General features: G+C 68.4%; 19 protein-coding genes and 1 riboswitch. Of the genes, 12 read left to right on the top strand and 7 right to left on the bottom strand.

What is annotated here, in order from left to right; genetic code table 11:
- The 4 genes from cobW to ACSQ2B_RS09290 form a co-directional block, all read right to left on the bottom strand.
- Positions 1–1,044 carry a cobalamin biosynthesis protein CobW gene (gene cobW / locus ACSQ2B_RS09305; RefSeq protein WP_436049192.1) on the bottom strand — a complete coding sequence of 348 codons (1,044 nt, stop codon included), beginning with the start codon at positions 1,042–1,044 and terminating at the stop codon, positions 1–3.
- On the bottom strand, positions 1,041–1,439 hold the full coding sequence (locus ACSQ2B_RS09300) for a DUF1636 family protein (protein WP_436049191.1): 399 nt from the start codon (positions 1,437–1,439) through the stop codon (positions 1,041–1,043). Before ACSQ2B_RS09300 ends, cobW begins: the two co-directional genes overlap by 4 nt.
- 118 nt (positions 1,440–1,557) lie before the next feature.
- A riboswitch (cobalamin riboswitch) is annotated at positions 1,558–1,773 on the bottom strand.
- Between the two features lie 125 nt (positions 1,774–1,898).
- Positions 1,899–2,324 carry a septal ring lytic transglycosylase RlpA family protein gene (locus ACSQ2B_RS09295; RefSeq protein ID WP_436049189.1) on the bottom strand — a complete coding sequence of 142 codons (426 nt, stop codon included), beginning with the start codon at positions 2,322–2,324 and terminating at the stop codon, positions 1,899–1,901.
- 192 nt (positions 2,325–2,516) lie between these two features.
- On the bottom strand, positions 2,517–3,110 hold the full coding sequence (locus ACSQ2B_RS09290; protein ID WP_436049612.1) for a DUF4336 domain-containing protein: 594 nt from the start codon (positions 3,108–3,110) through the stop codon (positions 2,517–2,519).
- Between the two features lie 330 nt (positions 3,111–3,440).
- On the opposite strand from ACSQ2B_RS09290, the gene ACSQ2B_RS09285 reads away from it, so the two are divergent.
- Entirely contained in the window at positions 3,441–4,514 is a 1,074-nt protein-coding gene (locus ACSQ2B_RS09285; protein ID WP_436049187.1) for a calcium:proton antiporter, read from the top strand.
- Positions 4,515–4,585: 71 nt separating this feature from the next.
- On the opposite strand, the gene ACSQ2B_RS09280 is transcribed toward ACSQ2B_RS09285, so the two are convergent.
- Together ACSQ2B_RS09280 and ACSQ2B_RS09275 are read right to left on the bottom strand one after the other, a co-directional pair.
- Positions 4,586–5,110: a glycine cleavage system protein R gene (locus ACSQ2B_RS09280; RefSeq protein ID WP_436049186.1), complete on the bottom strand. Its 525-nt coding sequence runs from the start codon at positions 5,108–5,110 to the stop codon at positions 4,586–4,588.
- A 272-nt stretch (positions 5,111–5,382) separates the two neighbouring features.
- Positions 5,383–6,042, bottom strand: a complete 660-nt coding sequence (locus ACSQ2B_RS09275) for an alpha/beta hydrolase (RefSeq protein ID WP_436049184.1) — start codon at positions 6,040–6,042, stop codon at positions 5,383–5,385.
- Positions 6,043–6,295: 253 nt separating this feature from the next.
- Here ACSQ2B_RS09275 and ACSQ2B_RS09270 point away from each other — a divergent pair, with 253 nt between their 5' ends.
- The 8 genes from ACSQ2B_RS09270 (at position 6,296) to ACSQ2B_RS09235 (ending at position 16,722) form a co-directional block, all read left to right on the top strand.
- The gene (locus tag ACSQ2B_RS09270) at positions 6,296–7,561 is read left to right on the top strand and encodes an MFS transporter (RefSeq protein WP_436049182.1); all 1,266 of its coding nucleotides are present in this window, start codon (positions 6,296–6,298) and stop codon (positions 7,559–7,561) included.
- A gap of 140 nt (positions 7,562–7,701) precedes the next feature.
- The gene (locus ACSQ2B_RS09265; RefSeq protein WP_436049180.1) at positions 7,702–7,911 is read left to right on the top strand and encodes a hypothetical protein; all 210 of its coding nucleotides are present in this window, start codon (positions 7,702–7,704) and stop codon (positions 7,909–7,911) included.
- A gap of 71 nt (positions 7,912–7,982) precedes the next feature.
- Positions 7,983–8,159 (top strand): hypothetical protein, encoded by a 177-nt coding sequence (locus ACSQ2B_RS09260; RefSeq protein ID WP_436049178.1) that lies wholly within the window; start codon positions 7,983–7,985, stop codon positions 8,157–8,159.
- A gap of 754 nt (positions 8,160–8,913) precedes the next feature.
- Positions 8,914–10,089: an efflux RND transporter periplasmic adaptor subunit gene (locus ACSQ2B_RS09255; RefSeq protein ID WP_436049177.1), complete on the top strand. Its 1,176-nt coding sequence runs from the start codon at positions 8,914–8,916 to the stop codon at positions 10,087–10,089.
- A 3-nt stretch (positions 10,090–10,092) separates the two neighbouring features.
- Entirely contained in the window at positions 10,093–13,233 is a 3,141-nt protein-coding gene (locus ACSQ2B_RS09250; RefSeq protein WP_436049175.1) for an efflux RND transporter permease subunit, read from the top strand.
- The gene (locus ACSQ2B_RS09245; RefSeq protein WP_436049173.1) at positions 13,230–14,636 is read left to right on the top strand and encodes a TolC family protein; all 1,407 of its coding nucleotides are present in this window, start codon (positions 13,230–13,232) and stop codon (positions 14,634–14,636) included. Before ACSQ2B_RS09250 ends, ACSQ2B_RS09245 begins: the two co-directional genes overlap by 4 nt.
- Complete coding sequence (locus tag ACSQ2B_RS09240; protein WP_436049171.1) at positions 14,633–15,313, top strand: heavy metal response regulator transcription factor; 681 nt, start codon at positions 14,633–14,635, stop codon at positions 15,311–15,313. Before ACSQ2B_RS09245 ends, ACSQ2B_RS09240 begins: the two co-directional genes overlap by 4 nt.
- Positions 15,313–16,722, top strand: coding sequence for a heavy metal sensor histidine kinase (locus ACSQ2B_RS09235; RefSeq protein WP_436049169.1), 1,410 nt, complete (start codon positions 15,313–15,315; stop codon positions 16,720–16,722). The genes ACSQ2B_RS09240 and ACSQ2B_RS09235 overlap by 1 nt, the downstream gene beginning before the upstream one ends.
- A gap of 315 nt (positions 16,723–17,037) precedes the next feature.
- Here the strand turns inward: ACSQ2B_RS09235 and ACSQ2B_RS09230 are convergent, their stop codons facing one another.
- Positions 17,038–17,628 carry a TetR/AcrR family transcriptional regulator gene (locus tag ACSQ2B_RS09230; protein ID WP_436049167.1) on the bottom strand — a complete coding sequence of 197 codons (591 nt, stop codon included), beginning with the start codon at positions 17,626–17,628 and terminating at the stop codon, positions 17,038–17,040.
- Between the two features lie 124 nt (positions 17,629–17,752).
- Here ACSQ2B_RS09230 and ACSQ2B_RS09225 point away from each other — a divergent pair, with 124 nt between their 5' ends.
- The 3 genes from ACSQ2B_RS09225 to ACSQ2B_RS09215 are packed head-to-tail and all read left to right on the top strand — an operon-like array spanning position 17,753 to position 19,857.
- Positions 17,753–18,631 carry a TauD/TfdA dioxygenase family protein gene (locus ACSQ2B_RS09225; protein ID WP_436049165.1) on the top strand — a complete coding sequence of 293 codons (879 nt, stop codon included), beginning with the start codon at positions 17,753–17,755 and terminating at the stop codon, positions 18,629–18,631.
- 33 nt (positions 18,632–18,664) lie between these two features.
- Complete coding sequence (locus tag ACSQ2B_RS09220; RefSeq protein ID WP_436049164.1) at positions 18,665–18,952, top strand: putative quinol monooxygenase; 288 nt, start codon at positions 18,665–18,667, stop codon at positions 18,950–18,952.
- 14 nt (positions 18,953–18,966) lie between these two features.
- The gene (locus ACSQ2B_RS09215) at positions 18,967–19,857 is read left to right on the top strand and encodes an SMP-30/gluconolactonase/LRE family protein (protein WP_436049162.1); all 891 of its coding nucleotides are present in this window, start codon (positions 18,967–18,969) and stop codon (positions 19,855–19,857) included.
- Positions 19,858–19,884 lie beyond the last annotated feature (27 nt).

The following is a 19,884-nucleotide window of genomic DNA, read 5'->3' as shown; positions in this document are numbered from 1 at the left end:
TTAGGCGAGGATCCCAGCCGTGATGGCGGCGCGGTCGAGCCCGGTCTGGCCGATCACCACCAGGTGTCCGGCGCGCGCCTCGTCAGCCGTCCACGACCGGTCGAACTGCTGGCGAAAACGCGCGCCGACACCCTGCAGCGCCAGGCGCATCGGCTTGCCGGACACGGCGAGGAAGCCCTTCACCCGCAGGATGTCATGCGCCTCGACCACGGACTTCAGCCGGGCGGCGAAGGCGTCCGGATCGGCGATCTCCGGGATGCTGACCAGGAAGCTCTCGAAGTCGTCGTGTTCGTGATCGTCGGCGCCGTCGTGGTGCGAGGGCCGCGCGTCCAGGTCGTTCTCCGCCGCGGCGTGCAGGCCCAGCAGGGCGGCGAGGTCGGCCCGGCCGTCGCGGGCCGGGGTCACCTTCACCGCGCGGGGCAGATGCGCCGTAATCTGGCGGGTGACTTCGGCGATCTCCGCGGCGTCCAGCAGGTCGGTCTTGTTGAGGATGACCAGGTCGGCCGCCGACAGCTGGTCTTCGTAGACCTCGGCCAGGGGGTTGTCGTGGTCGAGGCTGGGGTCCAGCGCCTGCTGGGCGGCGACCGCCGCGGGGTCGTCGGCGAAGCGGCCCGCGGCCACCGCCGGGCCGTCGATCACCGCGATCACCCCGTCGACGGTCAGGCGCGAGCGCACCGACGGCCAGCCGAAGGCCTTCAAGAGCGGTTTGGGCAGGGCCAGGCCCGAGGTCTCGATCAGGATGTGCTCCGGCGGCTGGGGCCTGGCCAGCAGCGCCTCGATCGTCGGCACGAAGTCGTCGGCCACGGTGCAGCAGAGGCAGCCGTTCGACAACTCGACGATGTCGACCTCGGCGCAGCCCGGGATCCCGCAGGATTTCAGGGTTTCGCCGTCCACGCCCTGTTCGCCGAACTCGTTGACGATGACCGCGAGCCGGCGGCCCGCGGCCTGCTCCAGCAGGTTGCGCACCAGGGTGGTCTTCCCGGCGCCCAGGAAGCCCGTGATGATGGTGACGGGCGTCTTGCCCGTCGAAAGCGGTGCGGTCACAGGAGATCTCCGGCGGCTGGGACAAGCGAGGGCATCCGCCCGAGCACGGCGTCGTGCAGCGAGGCGGGCCGCTTCGAGGGCAGGACGAGGCCGGTCTTCGAAGCGCGATAGGTCGTGGCGTAGGTGAGGAAATCCGCCGCCTTGGCGGGGTTCAGCCGGCCGAGCAGATAGCTCCACTTGCCGGCCATGGAGATGGCGGCGGCGCAGCCGCGCTCGCAGGAGGCCAGGCAGTTGACCTCGCGGATCTCCAGCCAGTCGGCGTCGCCGTCGGCGCGCGCGTCGTCGAGCGCGCGGCGAAACCGCTGGCCGGGGCGCTCGGCGTCGTCCTCGCAAGCCTCATCGGCCTTGCAGGTCACGCAGACATGAACGCAGACCTCTGCGGTCGTCCCGGCCATCGACGGTCCTCCATCCTGCGTCCGAGGACGCGAGCGTGGGACGCCGACTGCCCTTTGGGACCGGCCCGAGGGGAGGTGCTCATCGCACCGCTCGCGACCGAGGCGCCCCGCCCGGTTTCGCAGTCATGTTTCGATGGCAGGTCTCCTGGCTCACGGATCGAACGCTGCTCGTCGGCCTTCCCAGGCGCGATCCCCGTGAGGCGCGATCCCAGTGGCGATTAGACGAGCGGCTTTCCGCTTACAGTTGCGGGGGCAGCTGCCGATTTGGGGCGGGCCCCGCACGACATTCCCTTTTCACCATCCTTGCGGACGGACCATCGCGAGCGAGCTAAGCAAGGAGCCGCGGACTGTCAATGCGCCGTAACCGGGCGGCGACGGCGGGAGACGCTCTCGACCTTGTGTTCCGCCGACGCCTTGCGGGTTGCGTGCCGCGCCTAGCCGCTGCAGCTTGTCGTCACCTCATCGCTCCGGCAGCGGCTGGACCGCGACCTTAGCCACGCCCTCATCCTTGAAGCCGAGATGCTCGGCGGCTTTCGGCGAGACGTCGAGGATGCGGTTCTTGGCGTAGGGCCCGCGATCATTGACCTCGACCGTCACGGACTGGCCGCTCTCAGCGTTGGTGACCTTGGCGGTCGCCCCAAGCGGGAGCGAACGACTGGCGGCCGTGAGGGCGTTGGGATCATGCGGCTCACCGCTGGCGGTGGTTTTGCCGGCCAGTTCCGGCGCGTAGTAGGATGCGACGCCGGTCTGGACCGGCGCGGGCGGCGCGGCCGCGACATTGGGACGATCCGCTTCGCGATCGCACGCGCTCAGCGCCACGAGGAAAAAGGCCAGCGCGGCAGCGCGGCTGCGGACGAACTCGACTGAGTAACGCCGTTTTTCCACCGCTGGCAAACGCCGGAGCCCCGCAACCGATCCGCCCGCCGCGAGCCAGCTGGAAGGTGCTCTCAGCCAGATCCAGCCCGATCGTTGTAACCTCGCCCACGGACGCCTCCTTCGTAGTGGTGCTTCAACACCTCCACTTTGGCACGTCGATGTCGTCGGGGGGCGTCCACCCCGCCGGTTTGAACCTGGCGCTCAGGGCCTTAGCCAATGAAAGGCGCGGGCGATGAGGGCCCGGCCATCATGTTCGACGGGCGCGCCGTGGGCCATCAGGACCTTCTCGAATGGCCAGGCGAGGATCCGGCGGATGGCGGCGCGCGCCGCCCGGCGGTCGATGAAGGCGACGCGGAACTTCCGGGGCGCCGAGGGCTCGTTTGCGACCATGAGGTCCAACCGCGCCACCAGCGCCCGCCATCCGGTGAACCAGCCGGGCCGAAAGTGCTGGATCAGGTCGGTGAAGATGACCGTGCGGCTGCGTCGGTGGAAGAAGACCACTTCGGTGGTGATCCTGTTGCCCTGCACAAGCACCTGGTCGATGTCCTGCGCCCATTCGGGCGGCGGCTCGTCACCCAGATCCGCGTCGAATATGAGGTCAGGCCGGCGCGGGCGCAGGCCCGGGGCGGCGTAGAGCCGGGCCTCTGGAAAGGCTTGGCGCCATGCGTCCAGGAACAGGTGGTGCAGCGAATTGGGGGCCACCAGATGGCGCACCTCGCCCAGCGCCGCCACCTCGGCGCCGAGCCCTTCTGTGTAGAAGACGGGGGACCAGACGAAGAGCTCTGCGTCCTTCAGGCGGATGACGAACCATCCGCGTGGGATACCGGAAGCCGGCTACCGCGGTTTCGGTCCCATCGGCGATCCAGATGTCGTCGCCAAAGAGCTGCAGGGCCGGCGCGCTCAAAGCTGGTCCTCGTGGAGGGCGCACCCCAGTACTACATGGCCACGTCTGGATCGCGCGCTATCCGTGTCTGCGCGGCGGAGCGTCCGGTCGGCCGGGATGGCTGCCTGCAAAGCAGACCAAGGCTCGACACTGCCTCTCAAGGGTGTGACGAAGCAGGCCGGGCTGGCGGGCGGCCAGGGGGCCGGGGAGCGAGCATGCCATTCGCAAGGAGACTCGGCGGCGTGCCCATCTGGTCCTTGGCGCTGCCCATACTTGGGTGGCTGCTCCTCCTCACCACGCGGCCGGACGCGGCTTTTGGGGCCGGAGCCTTCATCTTGTTCGCCGCCTTGATCGGCGCCGTCTTCGCAGCCGTTCACCACGCGGAGGTCATCGCCCACCGGGTCGGCGAGCCGTTCGGCACCTTGGTGCTCGCCGCAGCGGTGACCGTGATCGAGTCGGCGCTGATCATCTCCATCATGCTCTCGGACGGCGGCGGCAGCCCCACCCTGGCGCGCGACACCCTGTTCGCAACCGTCATGATCGTGCTGAACGGCATCGTCGGTCTGTGCGTCATTCTCGGCGGCGTCAGGCACGGCTCGCAAGGTTTCCAAGCGCCTGGAGCCGCCGCCTTCCTGACTGTGCTGGCCACCTCAGCCACGCTGACGTTGATCCTGCCCGTCTTCACCACCTCGCTCGCCGGCCCGGTGTTCAGGGCCGACCAATTGATCTTCGTGTCGGCGGCGTCCCTGGTGCTCTACGGCGTGTTCCTATTCGTGCAGACGGTTCGGCACCGCGACTACTTCCTCCCGGAAAACACGCCAGAAAACGAGGACGTCCACGCCGAACGGCCTAGCAACCGGTTGACTGGGGTCTCGGCCGTCCTGCTGCTCGTCGCCCTCGGCGCCGTCGTTCTGCTCGCGAAGACGCTGTCCTACCCCATCGAGTCCGCCGTGCGCAGCCTTGGCGTGGGCCAGCCGGCCGCCCTCGTCGGCGCTGTCGTCGCCTCCCTGGTGCTGCTGCCCGAAGGCGCCGCCGCCATCGCCGCGGCCCGGCGCGATCGCCTGCAGACCAGCTTGAATCTCGCGCTCGGGTCGGGGCTCGCATCCATTTCGTTGACCATTCCGGCCGTGGCTGCGGTGGCCGTCTGGCTGGGCGAGCCGCTCATCTTGGGCCTTGGGGCCAAGGAAACCGTGATGCTCGCCCTGACCTTCGTCGTGTCCGCCCTGACGCTCGGCGGCGGTCGGACGACCGTGCTTCACGGCGCGGTGCACCTCGTCATCTTCGCTGTATTCGCCTACTTGCTCATCGTGCCCTGACAACTCGGCGCGCGAGCTCAAGCCTGGCCCTTGAGAGGTGGGACGTTTCCGCTCCCGGCGCAGGGCCGCCGTCAGCCCTCCGCCGCCGGGCTGAGCGAGATATCGACCATGATCTCGGCCGAGATTTCCTCCAGCGCCGCCTGCACCCCCTCCGCCTGGAGGGTGGGCGGCAGCCGCAGACGCGCGTCCATGTGGAATAGCGGGGCGCCGGAGTGGGGCTCGACGCTGATGTGCGTGTCGAAGGCCTCGATATTTGCGTCGAGGCCGCTCAAGATCGCCGTCACCTGGTGGACGATCCCTGGCCGGTCCTGGCCAACCAGGCTGAAGTGAACCACATCGCCCGCAGCTCCGGGTCCCTCGACCGCGGGGGCGATCCGCACCTCGAGGCCCTGGGCGTCGACCTCGCTTACGGCCGAGCGCAAGTTGTCAACGCTGTCGGTCTCAAGCTCGACCAGCACCGATCCGACGTAAAGGCCGCCGAGCCGACTGAGATGGCTCTCGAGCCAGTTGCCGCCGGCCGAGAGGACCGCGCCCGCGAGCGCCTGGGTGAGGCCAGGCCGGTCGCTGCCGATGACGCTCAAGATCAACGTGGCCATAGGCGACTCTCAAAAGGGGCGATGGCGGGAGCCGGGCGCTTCGGTCGGCCGCCGCTCCGTGTGGGGGAAGGCAGGTGATCGCCCCGCCCGAAATGACTGAGTGAACGAGCCACGCGCGCCAGCCACAGTCAATCCACGTCTGCACGAGCTGGCGAGCCGCTCTCCTGCGGCGCGGAGGTCGGGTTTCCGGGGAGGGGCCAAGGTCGGCCTGTGGCGCCAGGCCGACCTTACGTCGCTGTCGCCTCGATCCCCGAAAGCCGACGTTCCGAACGTCAGGCGAGGCGGTTCGCGAGGAAGTCGGCGCCCAGCTGGAGGCCCATTTCGTCAACGCTGTGCCCAAGGTTCGGCGAGACGTGCGCCGCTACCTCGAAGCCCAGAGCCTCGAGCCGGGTCTTCGCCTGATGCATGGCCGTGACGGGCAGGACCTCGTCGGCGTCGCCGTGCACGAGCAGGACCGGCGGCTTCGTCGCCGCCTCTAGGGCCAGGGCATCGGCATCGGCGAGCATCCCTGAATAGCCGACGATCCCGGCGATGGGCTCTGCCCGACGCGGCCCGACGTGCAGCGCCATCATGGTCCCCTGACTGAAGCCGACCAGCGCGAGCCTGTCCTCGGCCAGACCATGCGCGGCGAGATGGCTGTCGATGTAGGTGTTTAAGTCAGGCGCCGCGACGCGCACCCCGGCCGCTCGCGCCTCCGGAGAAAGGCTGGTCAGTGGCCACCACTGCCGGCCGCCCGGCGCGCCGGGGCAGGCCTGCGGCGCGTTAGGCGCCAGAAAGAGCGTGTCGGGGAGCGCCGCGCGCCAATAGGGAACCAGTCCGATCAGGTCGGCGCCGTTGGAGCCGTAGCCATGGAGCAGGATCACCAGTGACTGCGGCGCAGCGCCGGTGGCTGGGGCCGAGGTCGGACCGTCGAGAAGGGTGGGGCCGGTCATGTAGCTGTCTCCTGCTGAGCGGGTCGGCCGGCGCCGCCACGCTGATGTCGTTGTCGCCGACCCGAACGCGCGCGCTCATCGCTTCGCTACGACCGGGCCGATGCTGCTCATCACAGACGTGAAATTCGGGTGCGGTCGACCCTACGGCCCTTCACCTAAGCCGCCGACCGCGCCATGCCTGCGAACGGCGATTGATCGCTCGAGGGCCGCCCTCCAACGGCGCTCGGTAAACACAACCAGCGGAGGGATGGGGATGAGCCTGTCGGCAGCATCGGCCCGCGCAGAGTGGGTTAAGTATTGGCATCTCCCGCCAATCGCCGCGCTCGGCTATTCGACCAGTTCGCTGCACGTCTACGGGATCGGTCCTTTCCTGGAGCCGCTTCATCAGGAGTTCGGCTGGACGCGCGTGCAGACCATGAGCGGAGCCGCCATTGTGAGCGTCGGGGTGGCGCTGGCGAGCGTGCCCATGGGCGTTCTGATCGATCGACTGGGGCCGCGTCGCATCGGCCTGATCGGCGTGCTGCTGATCGGGGCGGCCGTCGCCCTGCTTGGCTCCGCGACGGGCACGATGGCCAATTGGTTGATGCTGTGGGCGATCGTCGCATTGAGCGCCGTTTCGGTGCAGGCGCCCGTCTGGACGAGCGCCGTGGCGAGTCGGTTCGATGCCGCTCGCGGCCTCGCGCTGGCCATCACCCTCAGCGGCGCCTCAATGGCGGCATTCGTCCTACCGCTGCTGTCGACCTGGCTGGTCGGGACCTTTGGCTGGCGGCGAGCTTTCATCGGGCTTGGGGGGATCTGGGCGCTCGCGCTGCTCCCACCCATCTTTTTGTTCTTCCGTGGCGCGCAGGACGGCGGGCGCGCAGCGCGCCTTCGGTTGCAAGTCGCCACGGACATGCTGCCAGGACTCACCTTCCGGGAGGCTCTGCGCAAGCCGGCCCTTTACAAGCTGATGTTCGCGAGCGGGCTCTTCATCTTCTCTGTCTTTGGCGCCGTCGTCCACTTCATGCCGATCCTGACCGGCAGCGGCGCTGGGCCCATGAGAGCCGCCGCCGCCGCCTCCCTCATCGGCGTCTTCTCGCTTGTCGGAAGGCTCTGCACAGGCGCGATCCTGGACCGTGTTCCAGGTCATATCGTAGGTGCAGCGTCCTTTCTGATTCCAATCCCGGGGTTCGCGGTGCTGCTGGCCGACGGAGGTGGCGGAGCCGGTTATTTCGCTGCTGCTGCGGTGTTCGGATTGGCGCTCGGGTCCGAGGTTGACGTCATAACCTATTTGGCGACACGACAGTTCGGATTGAGGAACTTCGGCGCAATCCAGGGCGCGCTGCTCTGCGTGATTGCGCTGGGCGCCGCCTTGGGACCGCTCGCGGCAGGAGCGGCTTTCGATCAGCTCGGCAGCTACGCGATCTTTCTAGGGTCTGCGATCGTCCTTTTGTTGATTAGCGCGCTCGTAATGAGCTCGGTGAGTGGCGGGGCCAAGCGGGTTGAGCTGCGTGCGCCCGCCGAGGCAAGCGCATCCTGATGGTGCGGCGCGACTCTGTTGCCCGTATTCGCCCGCTGCCCGCTAGTTCTCTCATCCATCGCCTTTGGGAGTTGGGTCGAAGTCGGTCGTTCAAGCCCCTTCGGGAATGTCGTGTTTCTGGAAGGGTGCGAAGGTTTGCTTTGGCGTTTTCAGGCCGCCGGGGAATCCAACGCGCCTGGGACAATCCGGCTCGCATCCGCGTGCAGCAGCGCGACGTCCCAAGCCGCCCAGCCCGCTGGAGTGGATTTGCCGAAATCATTCTGAACACATTGATGGTGATCCTGATGATCGTCGCGCCGCCCACCTTCATGTTCGGCCTGGCCATTCGCGAGCAAAGGCTTTCTTCGTAGCGCCATCGTTCATCCGCGGATCATCCGCGTTGGCTTAAGGCTGGGCTCCACGTGATGCGGAAGGTGGAGCCGTGACCGAAGACCACTGCCATCGCCGCGCCGAACAACTGATCGGCGCAATGGTCAGAACCCACGACGTTGCAGATCGACGGCGGCTGCTTGATGCGGCTATGCGTTGGCGGAACTGCGCGATGCTCGCCCACGACCGGGAACTGGAATCCGATGAGCCCGCACTCCCAGCAACCTGAGCACGGCGTTGATAGGGCTGCTGGCGCCAGCTAAGTGCGACGAGTTCGAGGCCCAGGTTGACGCTTGAGAAGCTGGCCTTGGTCTCCCGGGAGACACTCTATCAGGCCGCCGACCTTTTCGAGGATCGAGCCGTCGAGCTTCGCACGGCCGATGGCGTCGGCGCGTCGGCGGCGGCATAGGATGAGTAGACCCAGGCTCCGGGTTTGGCGCGTGCGGAAGACCACAGCCGCGCCCTGCACCTCGGCGCTCCTGGGGGTGACGAACCGCATCGTCAAGGCGCCCTTGGCGCCGCCGCCTTCCAGCACGAGGCCGACAGAGGGGGGGCGGGGGCGACCGGACATCAGGCGAACAGGTTCCGAATGCCGGACTTCGCGCGCGAGGCTGCCACTTCCACCCCCGCGGTCTAGAGAGCAGTCGCATGTCAGCTCTAGGAGCGTTGGAGCGCCGACCTCCGCGTACGTCTTCTAGTCTGGGACGATGTCTTCGGTCTTCTAGGGCCGCAAGGCTCTCTAGTTCCGGCGGCCTTGCCGATCGAATGCAGAATATTGGATGGGGCGCTGCAAACCAGTGCTCGATTCCGATCGATCTGTTGCGAAAGTCGCAACGGCTGTGGGCGGAACGTCGTTCACTGCGGCCGCCGATCGACCACCTCGGCCACGAACAGGTCGTGTTTGTCAGGTGGCCGTCAGCACCCCGACCCTCCGCTACAGCTAGAAATCCGGGGTTCCTCCCAGCAAACCCACGAGCCCCGCCGTGAAAGCGCCTCTCCCTGCAAGACGCTGGCTCACCGCCGGCGCCCTGGCCGCCGTCGGATTGGGCGGCCTGGTCGGCGTCGTCCTCGCCGCCCAGGCCAAACCTGGCGGGCCGTCGGAACCGCCGCCGGTTCCAGTGCAGGTCGTCCGCGCGCAGACCCAGGACGTGCCTCACGTCTTCGAAGCCGTCGGCACGGTCGAGTCGCTGCAAAGCGTCGTGGTGCGCACCCAGGTCGACGGCATCCTGACGCAAGTCGCGTTCCGCGAGGGCGACATGGTCCGCGCGCGCCAGCTGCTGGCCACCATCGACGACCGCGCCCTGCGCGCCGCGCTGGAGGCCGCCGAGGCGCAGCTGGCGCGGGACGAGGCGCAGCTGCGCCTCGCCGAGCTCAACCTAGGGCGCTACCGCACCCTGCTCGACCGCAACGCCATCGCCCGGCAATCGGTCGACCAGCAGTCGGCCGAAGTCGACCAGGTTCGGGCCACCGTTCGGCTCGACCGGGCGAACCTGGAGGCGGCCAGGGTCAACCTCTCGTACACCCGGATCCTCTCTCCCGTGACCGGCCGGGCAGGCATCCGGCGGGTCGATCCAGGAAACTTGGTCCGCACGGCCGACGCAGACGGCCTGGTCTCGATCACCCAGGTGAACCCGATCTCCGTCATCTTCTCCGCGCCCCAGCAGGTGCTGGGCGCGATCCGCGAGACCGCGGGGCATCACCAGGGCGGCTTCGTCGAGGTGGTGGACCGCGAAGCCGGCGTGGTGCTCCGCCATGGGCGCATCACCGCGTTCGACAACGGCATCGACGCCGCCAACGGCACGTCGCGGGTGCGGGCGCAGTTCTTGAACGCCGACGAGCGGCTGATCCCCGGCGCCTTCGTGGCCGTGCGCGTGCGCACCGGGCAGTCCAACGGGGCCACCACGGTGCCAGCGGCCGCCGTGCGGCCGGGGCTGGAGGGGCAGTATGTCTATGTCGTGCGCGAGGGCGCCGCCCAGCGGTCCACGGTCGAGGTCGCCTACGCGGACGACCGGATCGCGGCCATCAGCAAGGGAGTCGCGCCCGGCGACCTGGTGGTGACCGACGGCTATTCGCGCCTGAAGCCGGGCGCGAAGGTGACGACCCGCCCGGCGCCGGCGACGAGCCAGGCAGCCAGTGCGGCCGCCGGCATGGGAGGCTAGCCGGTGCTCCAGGATACCACACCCCCCGCCGAAACCGCGCGGCCGGGCCTGTCGGCCTGGTTCATCGCTCGGCCGGTGGCCACGGCCCTGCTGTCCGCAGCCGTGGTGCTGCTGGGCGCGCTCGCCTTTCCGAACCTGCCGATCGCGCCCCTCCCGGAGGCGGAGTTCCCCACCATCCAGGTGAGCGCCGACCTGCCGGGCGCGAGCCCCGAAACCATGGCCTCGGCCGTGGCCACGCCCCTGGAGACGGCCTTCACCGGCATTCCCGGGGTCACCGAGATGACCTCGTCCAATGGCCTGGGAGTCACCTCGATCACGCTGCAGTTCGACCTGTCGCGCGACATCGACGCGGCCGCGCAGGAGGTGCAGGCGGCAATCAACAGCGTGTCGGGCCGCCTGCCGAGCGACCTGCCGAACTTGCCCACCTGGCGCAAGATCAACCCGAGCGACGCCCCGGTGTACGTCCTGCGCGTCGCCTCCGAATCCATGCCGCTGACGGAGCTGAGCGACATCGTCGAGCTGCGGCTGGCGCGGCAGCTGAGCCAGATCGACGGCGTCGCCCAGGCGTTCATCGTCGGCCAGCAGAAGCCGACCATCCGGATCCAGGCCCAGCCCGACCGACTGGCGGCCTATGGCCTGACCATGTCCGACATCCGCCAGGCGGTCCAAAGGGCGAGCGTCAACCAGGCCAAGGGCGCCGTGATCGGTCGCCAGACGGTCACGACCTTCGAAGCCAACGACCAGCTTTTCCTGCCCCGCGGCTACGAGGACATCGTGGTGAGCTACCGGGATGGCGCGCCCGTCCGCGTCGCCGACGTCGCCAGGGTGAGCATCGGACCGGAGAACGCCTACAACGCCGCCTTCCCGAACGGGAAGCCGGGAATCGGCCTGCTGGTGTTCCGCCAGCCGGGCGCGAACATCGTCAGGATCGCCGACGCCGTCACCGACGCCCTGCCGGGGCTCCGCGCCCAGATTCCGGCCGACGTCGAAGTGGAGGTGCTCAACGACCGCACCCGCACCATCCGCGCCTCGCTGCACGAGGTGGAGATCACGCTCCTCGTCACCCTGGGCCTGGTGGTGGCGGTGATGGGGCTGTTCCTGCGGCGGCTGTCGGCGACCCTGATCGTGGGGGCCGTGCTCGTCGTCTCGGTGGTGGCCACGTTCGGGGCGATGTACGTCCTGGGCTACAGCCTGAACAACCTCACCCTCGTGGCCCTGATCATCGCCGTGGGTTTCATCGTCGACGACGCCATCGTCGTGGTCGAGAACATCCACCGGTACATGGAGCAGGGCGAAGAACCGCTGGCGGCGGCGCTGAAGGGCTCGCGCGAGATCGGCTTCACCGTGGTGTCGATCACCCTGTCGCTGATCGCCGCCTTCACCCCATTGCTTTTCATGGGCGGCGTGGTCGGGCGGCTGTTCCGGGAGTTCTCCCTCACCATCACGGTGTCGCTGCTGATCTCCGTGGTTGCCGCGCTCGCGCTCGCGCCGATGCTGTGCGCCCGCTTCATGAAGGGCCGCCCGCACTCCGACGCGCCGAGTCGGGCGACCTTCGGCGACCGGCTGCGCGACCGCTACGCCGCGGCGTTGGGCTGGACACTGGCGCGCCCGCGCCTGACCCTGGCCAGCTTCGGCCTGACCCTGGCCGCGGCCGTGGCGGCCTATGTGTTCATCCCCAAGGGCTTCTTCCCCCTGCAGGACACCGCCTTCGTCATCGGCCAGACCCAGGCGGCCGAAGATATCTCGTTCGAGGCGATGCGCGCCAAGCATATGGCGCTGGCCGCCATCGTGGCGAAGGACCCTGCCGTCCAGGGCTTCAACATGGCGGTCGGCCCCACCGGCGGCAGCCAGTCGCTGGCGAACGGCCGGTTCTGGATCGTGCTCAAGGACCGCACCGACCGGGACGTCTCGGCCGAGGGCTTCGTCGCCCGGCTGCGTCCGCAGCTCGCCCAGGTTCCGGGCGTCACCCTGTCGCTGCGCGCGGCGCAGGACATCAACATCGGCGTCGGCGGCGGGGCGGCCCAGTACAACTACGTCCTGCGCTCCAGCGACAGCGACGAGCTGGCGCTCTGGTCGGACCGGCTGACTCAGCGGATGGCGCAGGCGCCGCAGTTCCGGGACGTCCGCAACGACCAGCAGCTGGGCGCGCGCATGCAGGCGGTCACCATCGACCGCGACGCCGCCGCCCGTTACGGCCTGACGGTCGAGCAGATCGACCAGGCGCTCTACGACAGCTTCGGCCAGCGCCAGATCAGCGAGTTCCAGACCCAGCTCAACCAGTACCGCGTGGTGCTGGAGGCGGATCCGGCCACCCACGCCTCCGTGCGGACCCTCGACTACACCTACCTCCGCTCGGCCATGACGGGATCGATGGTGCCCCTGTCGGCCGTGGCGCGGCTCGAGCCCCAGCGTGCAGGTCCCCTGTCGATCACGCGCAACGCCTTGTCCCCTGCGGTGAACATCTCCTTCAACCTGCCGTCCGGCGTCGCTCTCGGCGATGCGCTGGCGGCGATCGAGGCGATCAAGGGCGAGATCGTCATGCCGGCCACCGTGACCGGCGTCTCCCAGGGCGCGGCCCAGGCGTTCGAGGAGTCGCTCGCCTCCCAGCCGCTCCTGATCCTGGCCGCAGTGGTGGCGGTCTACATCATCCTGGGGGTGCTCTACGAAAGCTTCAGCACGCCACTGACCATCCTCTCGACCCTGCCGTCGGCGGGCCTGGGGGCGGTCGTGATGCTCTGGCTCTGGCGGCTGGACTTCTCGATCATGGCCATGATCGGGGTCATCCTGCTCATCGGCATCGTCAAGAAGAACGGCATCCTGATGGTGGACTTCGCCCTCGACGCCCAGCGCATGCGCGGGCTCTCGGCGCAGGACGCCATGTACGAGGCCGCGGTGGCCCGCTTCCGCCCGATCATCATGACCACCATCGCCGCGCTGCTCGCCGCTGTCCCCCTGATCCTCGCCTTCGGGACGGGATCCGAGCTGCGCCAGCCGCTGGGCGTCGCGGTCGTAGGCGGCCTGCTGGTCAGCCAGGTGCTGACGCTCTTCACCACGCCGACGATCTATGTGGCGCTGGACCGCGTGTTCCACGGCCAGGCGCTCCGGCCGTCGCGCCTCCAACGTGTGATCGGGAGGGTCGCGTGACGTCCAGGCCTGCCGCAAGCCTTGCCGCCCTGGCGCTGGCCGGCTGCGTCCACACCCCGTCCGCGCCGCCTGCCATGGTGGCTGAACAGACCGCGTGGGCCGCGGACCTTCCCGCATCCGAGGCGCCGGTGACCAGGGACTGGTGGACGAGCTTCCACGATCCGGCGCTAAGCCGCCTGATGGCGGAAACCGAGGCCCGCAACCTCGATCTCAAGCTCGCCGCCGAGCGGGTGATCGAGGCGCACGCGCTGCGCCGCGCCGCGGCCGCGCGGCTATGGCCGGAGGGCACGGCCTCGGCGTCTCAGTCGGATGGGCGGCGCGAGCCCTCGTCGGCGGTCGTCGGACTGGGGCTGGCCTGGGAGCCCGACCTCAGCGGCCGGCTCAGCGCGGCGCGGCGAGCGGCGGACGCGGGCCTTCGCGCCAGCCGTTATGACGCTGAGGCCGTGCGCCAGTTGCTGTTGGCCGAGGTCGCCGCGGCCTATGTCGAATATAGGCTCCAGTCGGCGCTGGCGGATCTGGCCGTCCGCAGGGCCGAGGCCCAGGCGGCGATCCAGGACATCACCCAGGCGCGGTTCGAGGTCGGGGCGGGCAGCGCCCTTGATGTCGAACGCGGCGCGACCGTGCTGTCGCAGACCCGCTCCGAAGTCGCCGTCGCGCGGCAAGCCGCAGAGGCGGCGCGGTTCCGTCTGGGCTACCTGCTCGCCGCGACGCCGCAAGAGCTGGCCCTCTGGCTAGGGAAGACTGGGCGCGTCCCCTCGGCCGAGCCCTTGCAGGCGCTGATGACGCCGGTGCAGGTCCTCGCCGGGCGGCCGGACGTGCGCGCCGCGGCGGATCGCTACGCCGAGGCCGCCGGATCCCGCGACGCCGTGGCGGCGCTGCGGTTTCCCACCCTCACCCTTTCCGGACTTCTCGGCCTGGAAGGTGCGGGCCTTAGCCGCGCGCTGGATGGCGGAACGGGGATCAGCACGGGCCTCGGGAGCCTCGTCGCGCCGGTCGTCGACTTCGGCGCGCGCCGCGCCGAGATCCTGGCCGCCAATTCGCGCCTCCGTCAGGCGGGCCTCGCCTACCAGCAAGCGGCGCTCCTGGCGATGCAGGAGGTGCAGACCGGCGCGGCCGTGTATGTCCAGGCCCAGGCGCGCACTCGCGAGCTCGACCGGGCGGTCGCCGGCGCCCGTCGGGCGGCCGACCTCGCGCGGCTGCAATATCAGGAAGGCGCGCTCTCACAGCTTGATGTGCTGGACGCTGAACGAACGGTCTTCTCCGCCGAGCAGGCGCTCGCCCGCTCGGGCGCGGAGGTTTCGGTCCGGCTCATCGAGCTTTATCGTGCGATGGGCGTCGCGCCGACGGCGCCCAGGCTGGAGCGTGAGCTCGCGGCCCTGCCGCCCGTGACGGAGAGGCCATGAGGATCCTGATTGTCGAGGACGAGCCCAAGACGGTCGCCTATTTGCGCAAGGGGTTGACCGAGCAGGGCTATGTGGTCGACTTCGCGCACGACGGCGAGAGTGGGCTGCATATGGCCCAGACCGCCGACTACGACGCCCTGGTGCTCGACGTCATGCTGCCCCGGCTGGATGGCGTGGGCGTGCTGCAGCGGCTGCGTGAGCGGAGCGACACGCCGGTCATCATGCTGACGGCGCGCGATAGCGTGGACGATCGTCTGCGCGGCCTGGGCGCCGGGGCCGACGACTACCTGGTCAAGCCCTTCTCGTTTCTCGAGCTTCTCGCCCGCCTGCAGGCGATCACCCGGCGGGGCCGCAACGAGGCGGTGCGCCTCACGGTGGGCGACCTCCACCTTGACCTCCTGGCCCGGCGCGCCACGCGTGCGGGCAAGCGCCTGAACCTAACCGCCAAGGAGTTCGCGCTGCTCTCCGTTCTGGCGCGGCGCCAGTCGCAGATTATCTCCAAGACGGTGATCGCCGAGCTTGTCTGGGACATCAATTTCGACACCGATACCAACGTCGTCGAGGTGGCGATCAAGCGACTGCGGTCGAAGTTGGACGGGCCGAACCAGACCAAGCTGCTGCATACCGTGCGCGGCATGGGATACGTGCTGGAGCATCGGGACGAGGAGCCGGCCTGATGCTCTCTTCCATCGCCGGGCGCCTGACTCTGATGTTCGCCGTCACGACTGGCGTCGTCTCGGCGGCGGCCGGGCTCGCCCTCTTCCTGTTCCAGACTTTCGAACTGCGCCGCCACCAGGCGTCCGAGCTGAACGCTCGCTTCGAGATCGTCCAGTCGATGGTGCGCTACAACGGCTCGCCCGAGAAGTGGCGGGGTCTAAAGGACAAGCTCGCCTCCTTCTCGCCCCCGAACGGCCGGCTGTTCTACCGGGTCGAGGGCCCGGACCCGCGGTTCACGTTTGGTGGGTCCTTGCCGTCCAACGCCCGGACCAGGGCCGAGCCCGACGGCTTCGGCCGGGCGAGCTTCGGCGGCCGGACGTTCATGACGTTGACCAGAGAGATCCCGGCCTTCGGCGCCCGCCCTACGGTGAGGCTCATGATCGGCGCGGACACCGCGCCGGTGAACCACACGAGCCTGATTCTCGGCGCCGCCGTGCTGATCCTTTCGGTTCTGACGGTGGCGGTCGTCAGTCTCCTGGGGCTCTGGATCGTGCGTCGCGGTCTGGCGCCCTTACAACGTCTCTCGCAGCATGCCGGGACTCTCAATCCTGACGATCCGACGTTGCGGCTCCCGGACGACGCTCTGCCAGGCGAGCTGGGCGGGCTGGTCACCGCGTTTAACGGGGCGTTGGACCGCCTGCAGCAGGCCTATGCCCGCCTTTCGTCCTTCAACGCGGATGTGGCCCACGAGCTGAGGACGCCTCTAAGCAACCTGATCGGTCAGACCCAGGTCGCCCTCTCCCGTGCCCGACGGACGGACGAGCTGGAAGAGGTCCTACAGTCGAATTTGGAGGAGCTCGAACGGCTGCGCTCGATCATCAACGTCATGCTGTTCCTGGCGCGCGCCGACCAGGGCGCCGTGGCCGCAAACCTGGTCCCGATGTCCCTCGCCGGCCTCACTCGCAAGAGCGCGGAGTTTCTCGACGTCCTGTTTGATGAGGCCGGAGTGGCGCTCGTCGTGGAGGGAGAGGTGCTTGTGGAAGTCGAACCATCGCTGTTCGGCCGTGCGATCACCAATCTGCTCGACAATGCCATCCGTCACGGGACTCGTCCGGGCCGCGTGACCGTGCAGATCCAGGACCACGGACCCGAGATCCACGTCGCGGTGCGCAATAGGGGAGCCCCCATTCCCGAGGATCACCTTCGGCGTCTCTTCGACCGCTTCTACCGCCCTGATCCGGCTCGGGAAAACAGCGGCGATAGCCACGGTCTGGGACTGGCGGTCGTGAAAGCTGTCGCGCTGATGCACGGCGGTCGGGTGTTCGCCTACTGCGCGGACGGCGAGGTCGTCATCGGCTTTGCCCTCCGCCGGCGGGATGCACGGCCACTGCTGCGCGAAGAGATCCATCCGAGAGCCGCCGCGGAGTAGGCGGGCCGAAGCGCATTCCAGCGCTCCTTGAAGCTGGGGGCCCGCCCCATTTTCGGAACGTCCTGATTTTGCGCCGATGCCAACGCCCGTTCCTGGCGCATGGCGGTCGGGCACGCTGACCACGGAAGCAGCGGAAATAGAACCCTCGACCATCACCGAACCGCATCAGGTCGCGACCGATTACGCTCCAATCCACGCGTGTCATTGTCTCCGCTGTGTCAGGCCGCCTGCACCAGGCCTTGGGAACGTGCCCCTTCGGCTAAGGCTCTGCTCGTGAGCGTCCGCTTGTCGGAGGTGTCCCAAGCGGAGAAGGGGCTACGGCCCCGGCGCCCTCTTGAGGGTCTTCAGCGCCCATTCCGTGAAGGCGCGGACTTCGGCGTGCCCCTCGGTGATCCCGACGCGCTCTTCGTTGGCGAGCAGTCTTCCGATCGCGACCAGGATCGTCGTCAGTGCGACCGGGGGGAGAACCGCGGGATCGACAGAGAGCTCGCCAATGGCCTCCGCCAGGCGCTGGGTCTGCACCAGCCTGGCCCCGCTCGTGAAACCCGCCAGCTTGTCGCGAATGGCTTTGCGGTGATTGGACAGGGCGAGGAACTCGACCCCGAGCGCGGTCTGGCTCCAGCCTGACTGGAAGACCCAGAAAGCCTCGAGCGGATCGGTGGATGAGAGCACCGTTTCAAGCTGCTCGACCTGACTCTCGGTCATGCGCCGGTGAAGGGCGATGAATAGGTCGTCCGTCGTCGGATAGTAATAATGCACGGTGGCGGCGTTCAGGCCGAGCTCCTGCGCCACGCGCCGTGAGCTCACGGCGGCGTAGCCCTCCTCGACCATTAGCTTCTCGGTCGCATCGAGGATCAGCTTCCGCGTGGTCTCGGGATCCCTGCGGATTCGCTTCCGGCCCTCCACTGACTTCGATCCTTCCTGCCGCCCAGCCACCCGACACGCTGCGTGCCGCACTCCATCATTGACGGCAAGCGCGCTAACTACTAAACACATGCTTAGTAGCAGTGCCAGTCAGCGAGGCTCCCCGGTGACGCTCCAGATTGACCCCATCAAGCCGACGCTCGGCGCGATCGTGCACGTGCGTGCCGAGGACGCGGTCAAGGGCGACGCGCCGGGACAGCTCCTCGACGCACTGAACCGCTACAATGTGCTGGTCTTCCCGCAGGTCGACATGAGCGATGAGGTCTTTCTCCAGCTCACGGCAGCGATGGGTGAGAAGCACGAGAACAAGGTCACCGACGACGGCTCGGAGGCCAGCGGCAAAGGCATCTTCAGGATCGCCCTGGACAAGGACGACAAGACCCAGCGCGAGTTCATCCTCGGCAATGACTTCTGGCACATGGACGGGATGTCCTACGCCACGCCGGTGAAGGCGACCCTGCTCAAATGCCAGCAGGCGCCGAGCGACGGCGGCGACACCGGTTTCGCCAGCTTGCACGCGGCTTGGGATGCGCTGCCGGAGGCCAGGAGGCAGCAGCTGAAGCCACTGCGCGTCGGGCATTGCCTCTCCGCCGCGTTGCGGAAGCTGTATGACGCTCCCACGCAGGACGACTTCGATCGCTGGGATGCGATCTTCCCGCGCCTCGAGCATCCGCTCGTGTGGACGCAGAACAACGGCAGATCGTCGCTGCTGATCGGGTCGACGGCCAGTGACGTCGTCGGCCTCAGCGATGATGAGAGCCGCGCGCTGCTCGACGAGCTGCTGTCCTGGTGCACGCAGGACCAGTTCTGCTACCGCCACAAGTGGACGGACGGCGACCTGGTGATCTTCAACAACCCGGGCCTGCTCCACCGGTCATATCCCTATTCAGATGCGGCCGGCCGCGTGATGCACCGCACCACGCTGAAGGGCATCGAGGCCATCGGCCAAGGCGCTCCGCACGGCGCCTTGGGCGCCGCTGCATAGATGCTGGCGAGCCGTACCTACCGGAGGGAACACATGGTTGTGGAACGTGCTGAGGTGTTCATCCGCGAAGGCCTGATGGACGAGTTCCTGGATGTCTTGACGTCCAAGGCCATCCCGCTGACGCGCGAATTCACGGGCCTGCTCTCGTTCAAAGCGCTCCGAGGCGTCGAAGACCTCAACTCTGTGATGTTCCTCGCGGAATGGGAGTCCGTCGAGGCTCACCTCGCCTCGCGGCCGGAGCCTGCGCACGAGCAGTTCCGCCAGCTCGTGCGGCCCTACACCAGCGGCGCCAAGCCGACCGTGCATTTCGACCCCGTCTGAAAGCGAGGCGACGAATGAAGATCACCCGGCTCGATGCGCCGCGCTGCGTCGGTGGCGAGAACCCGATGTGGGATCCGGCCAGGCAGGTGCTCCACTACATCGACAACACCGGAAGGAAGGTCCACACCTTCGACCCGGCGAGCGGCGTTTCCCGCACGCTGGAAATGCCCGCGGTGATCACGACGCTTGTGCTCAGGGAGCGAGGCGGCGCGGTCGTGACGCTGCGCAGCGGGATCCACTTCCTCGACCTCGACACCGGCGCGCTCGAGCTTGTGCACCCGCTCTCGGATCCGCCGCCGCACGTGTTCAACGACGGCAAGGTCGACGGCCGCGGCCGGTTCGTGATCGGCGCCAGCACCGCCAATTTCGCCAATCCCGGCCCGGAGGGGGGTCTTTTCCGGCTCGATCCGGACCTGCGGCTGACGCAGCTGGATTCCGGCATCCACTTCTCCAACAGCCCCTGCTGGTCGCCGGATTGGGCGACGTTCTACTTCTCGGACAGCTGGATCAGCACGACCTACGCCTACGACTACGACCTCGAGACGGGAGCGGTGAGCCGCCGCCGTCCATTCGTGAACACCAGCGACCTGGGCGGCTTGCCGGACGGCGCTACGGTGGACGCGGACGGGCTCTACTGGGTCGCGCTCTTCCGCGCCGGCAAGATCGCCGCCTATCGGGCGGACGGACGCCTGGAGCGGGTGATCGAGATGCCGGTGAAGCACGTCTCGAGCGTCGCGTTCGGCGGTCCGAAGCTGGACCAGCTTTACGTCACGACGATCGCTCACGACGTGGCCGGCGAAGCCCAGGGCGCTCATTCGAGCGGGGTGGATGATCAGGCGGGCAGCTTGTTCGTCATCGAGGACATCGGCGTGCGCGGCCGACAGGAGCCCAGCTTTGCGGGCTGACCGCCGCCTCGAGCGGACGGACACGGA

Origin of the sequence: Phenylobacterium sp. LjRoot225 (assembly GCF_964252855.1) — a bacterium.
Taxonomy (GTDB): Bacteria; Pseudomonadota; Alphaproteobacteria; order Caulobacterales; family Caulobacteraceae; genus Phenylobacterium.
This window is presented reverse-complemented; position numbering and strand designations above follow the sequence as displayed.

What these genes read in the sequence shown, in the direction of transcription:
- ACSQ2B_RS09300 (WP_436049191.1), bottom strand. Translation starts at nt 1,439, where the DNA reads ATGGCCGGGACGACCGCAGAGGTCTGCGTTCATGTCTGCGTGACCTGC.
- ACSQ2B_RS09280 (WP_436049186.1), bottom strand. Translation starts at nt 5,110, where the DNA reads ATGGCCACGTTGATCTTGAGCGTCATCGGCAGCGACCGGCCTGGCCTC.
- ACSQ2B_RS09275 (WP_436049184.1), bottom strand. Translation starts at nt 6,042, where the DNA reads ATGACCGGCCCCACCCTTCTCGACGGTCCGACCTCGGCCCCAGCCACC.
- ACSQ2B_RS09270 (WP_436049182.1), top strand. Translation starts at nt 6,296, where the DNA reads ATGAGCCTGTCGGCAGCATCGGCCCGCGCAGAGTGGGTTAAGTATTGG.
- ACSQ2B_RS09240 (WP_436049171.1), top strand. Translation starts at nt 14,633, where the DNA reads ATGAGGATCCTGATTGTCGAGGACGAGCCCAAGACGGTCGCCTATTTG.
- ACSQ2B_RS09235 (WP_436049169.1), top strand. Translation starts at nt 15,313, where the DNA reads ATGCTCTCTTCCATCGCCGGGCGCCTGACTCTGATGTTCGCCGTCACG.
- ACSQ2B_RS09220 (WP_436049164.1), top strand. Translation starts at nt 18,665, where the DNA reads ATGGTTGTGGAACGTGCTGAGGTGTTCATCCGCGAAGGCCTGATGGAC.
- ACSQ2B_RS09215 (WP_436049162.1), top strand. Translation starts at nt 18,967, where the DNA reads ATGAAGATCACCCGGCTCGATGCGCCGCGCTGCGTCGGTGGCGAGAAC.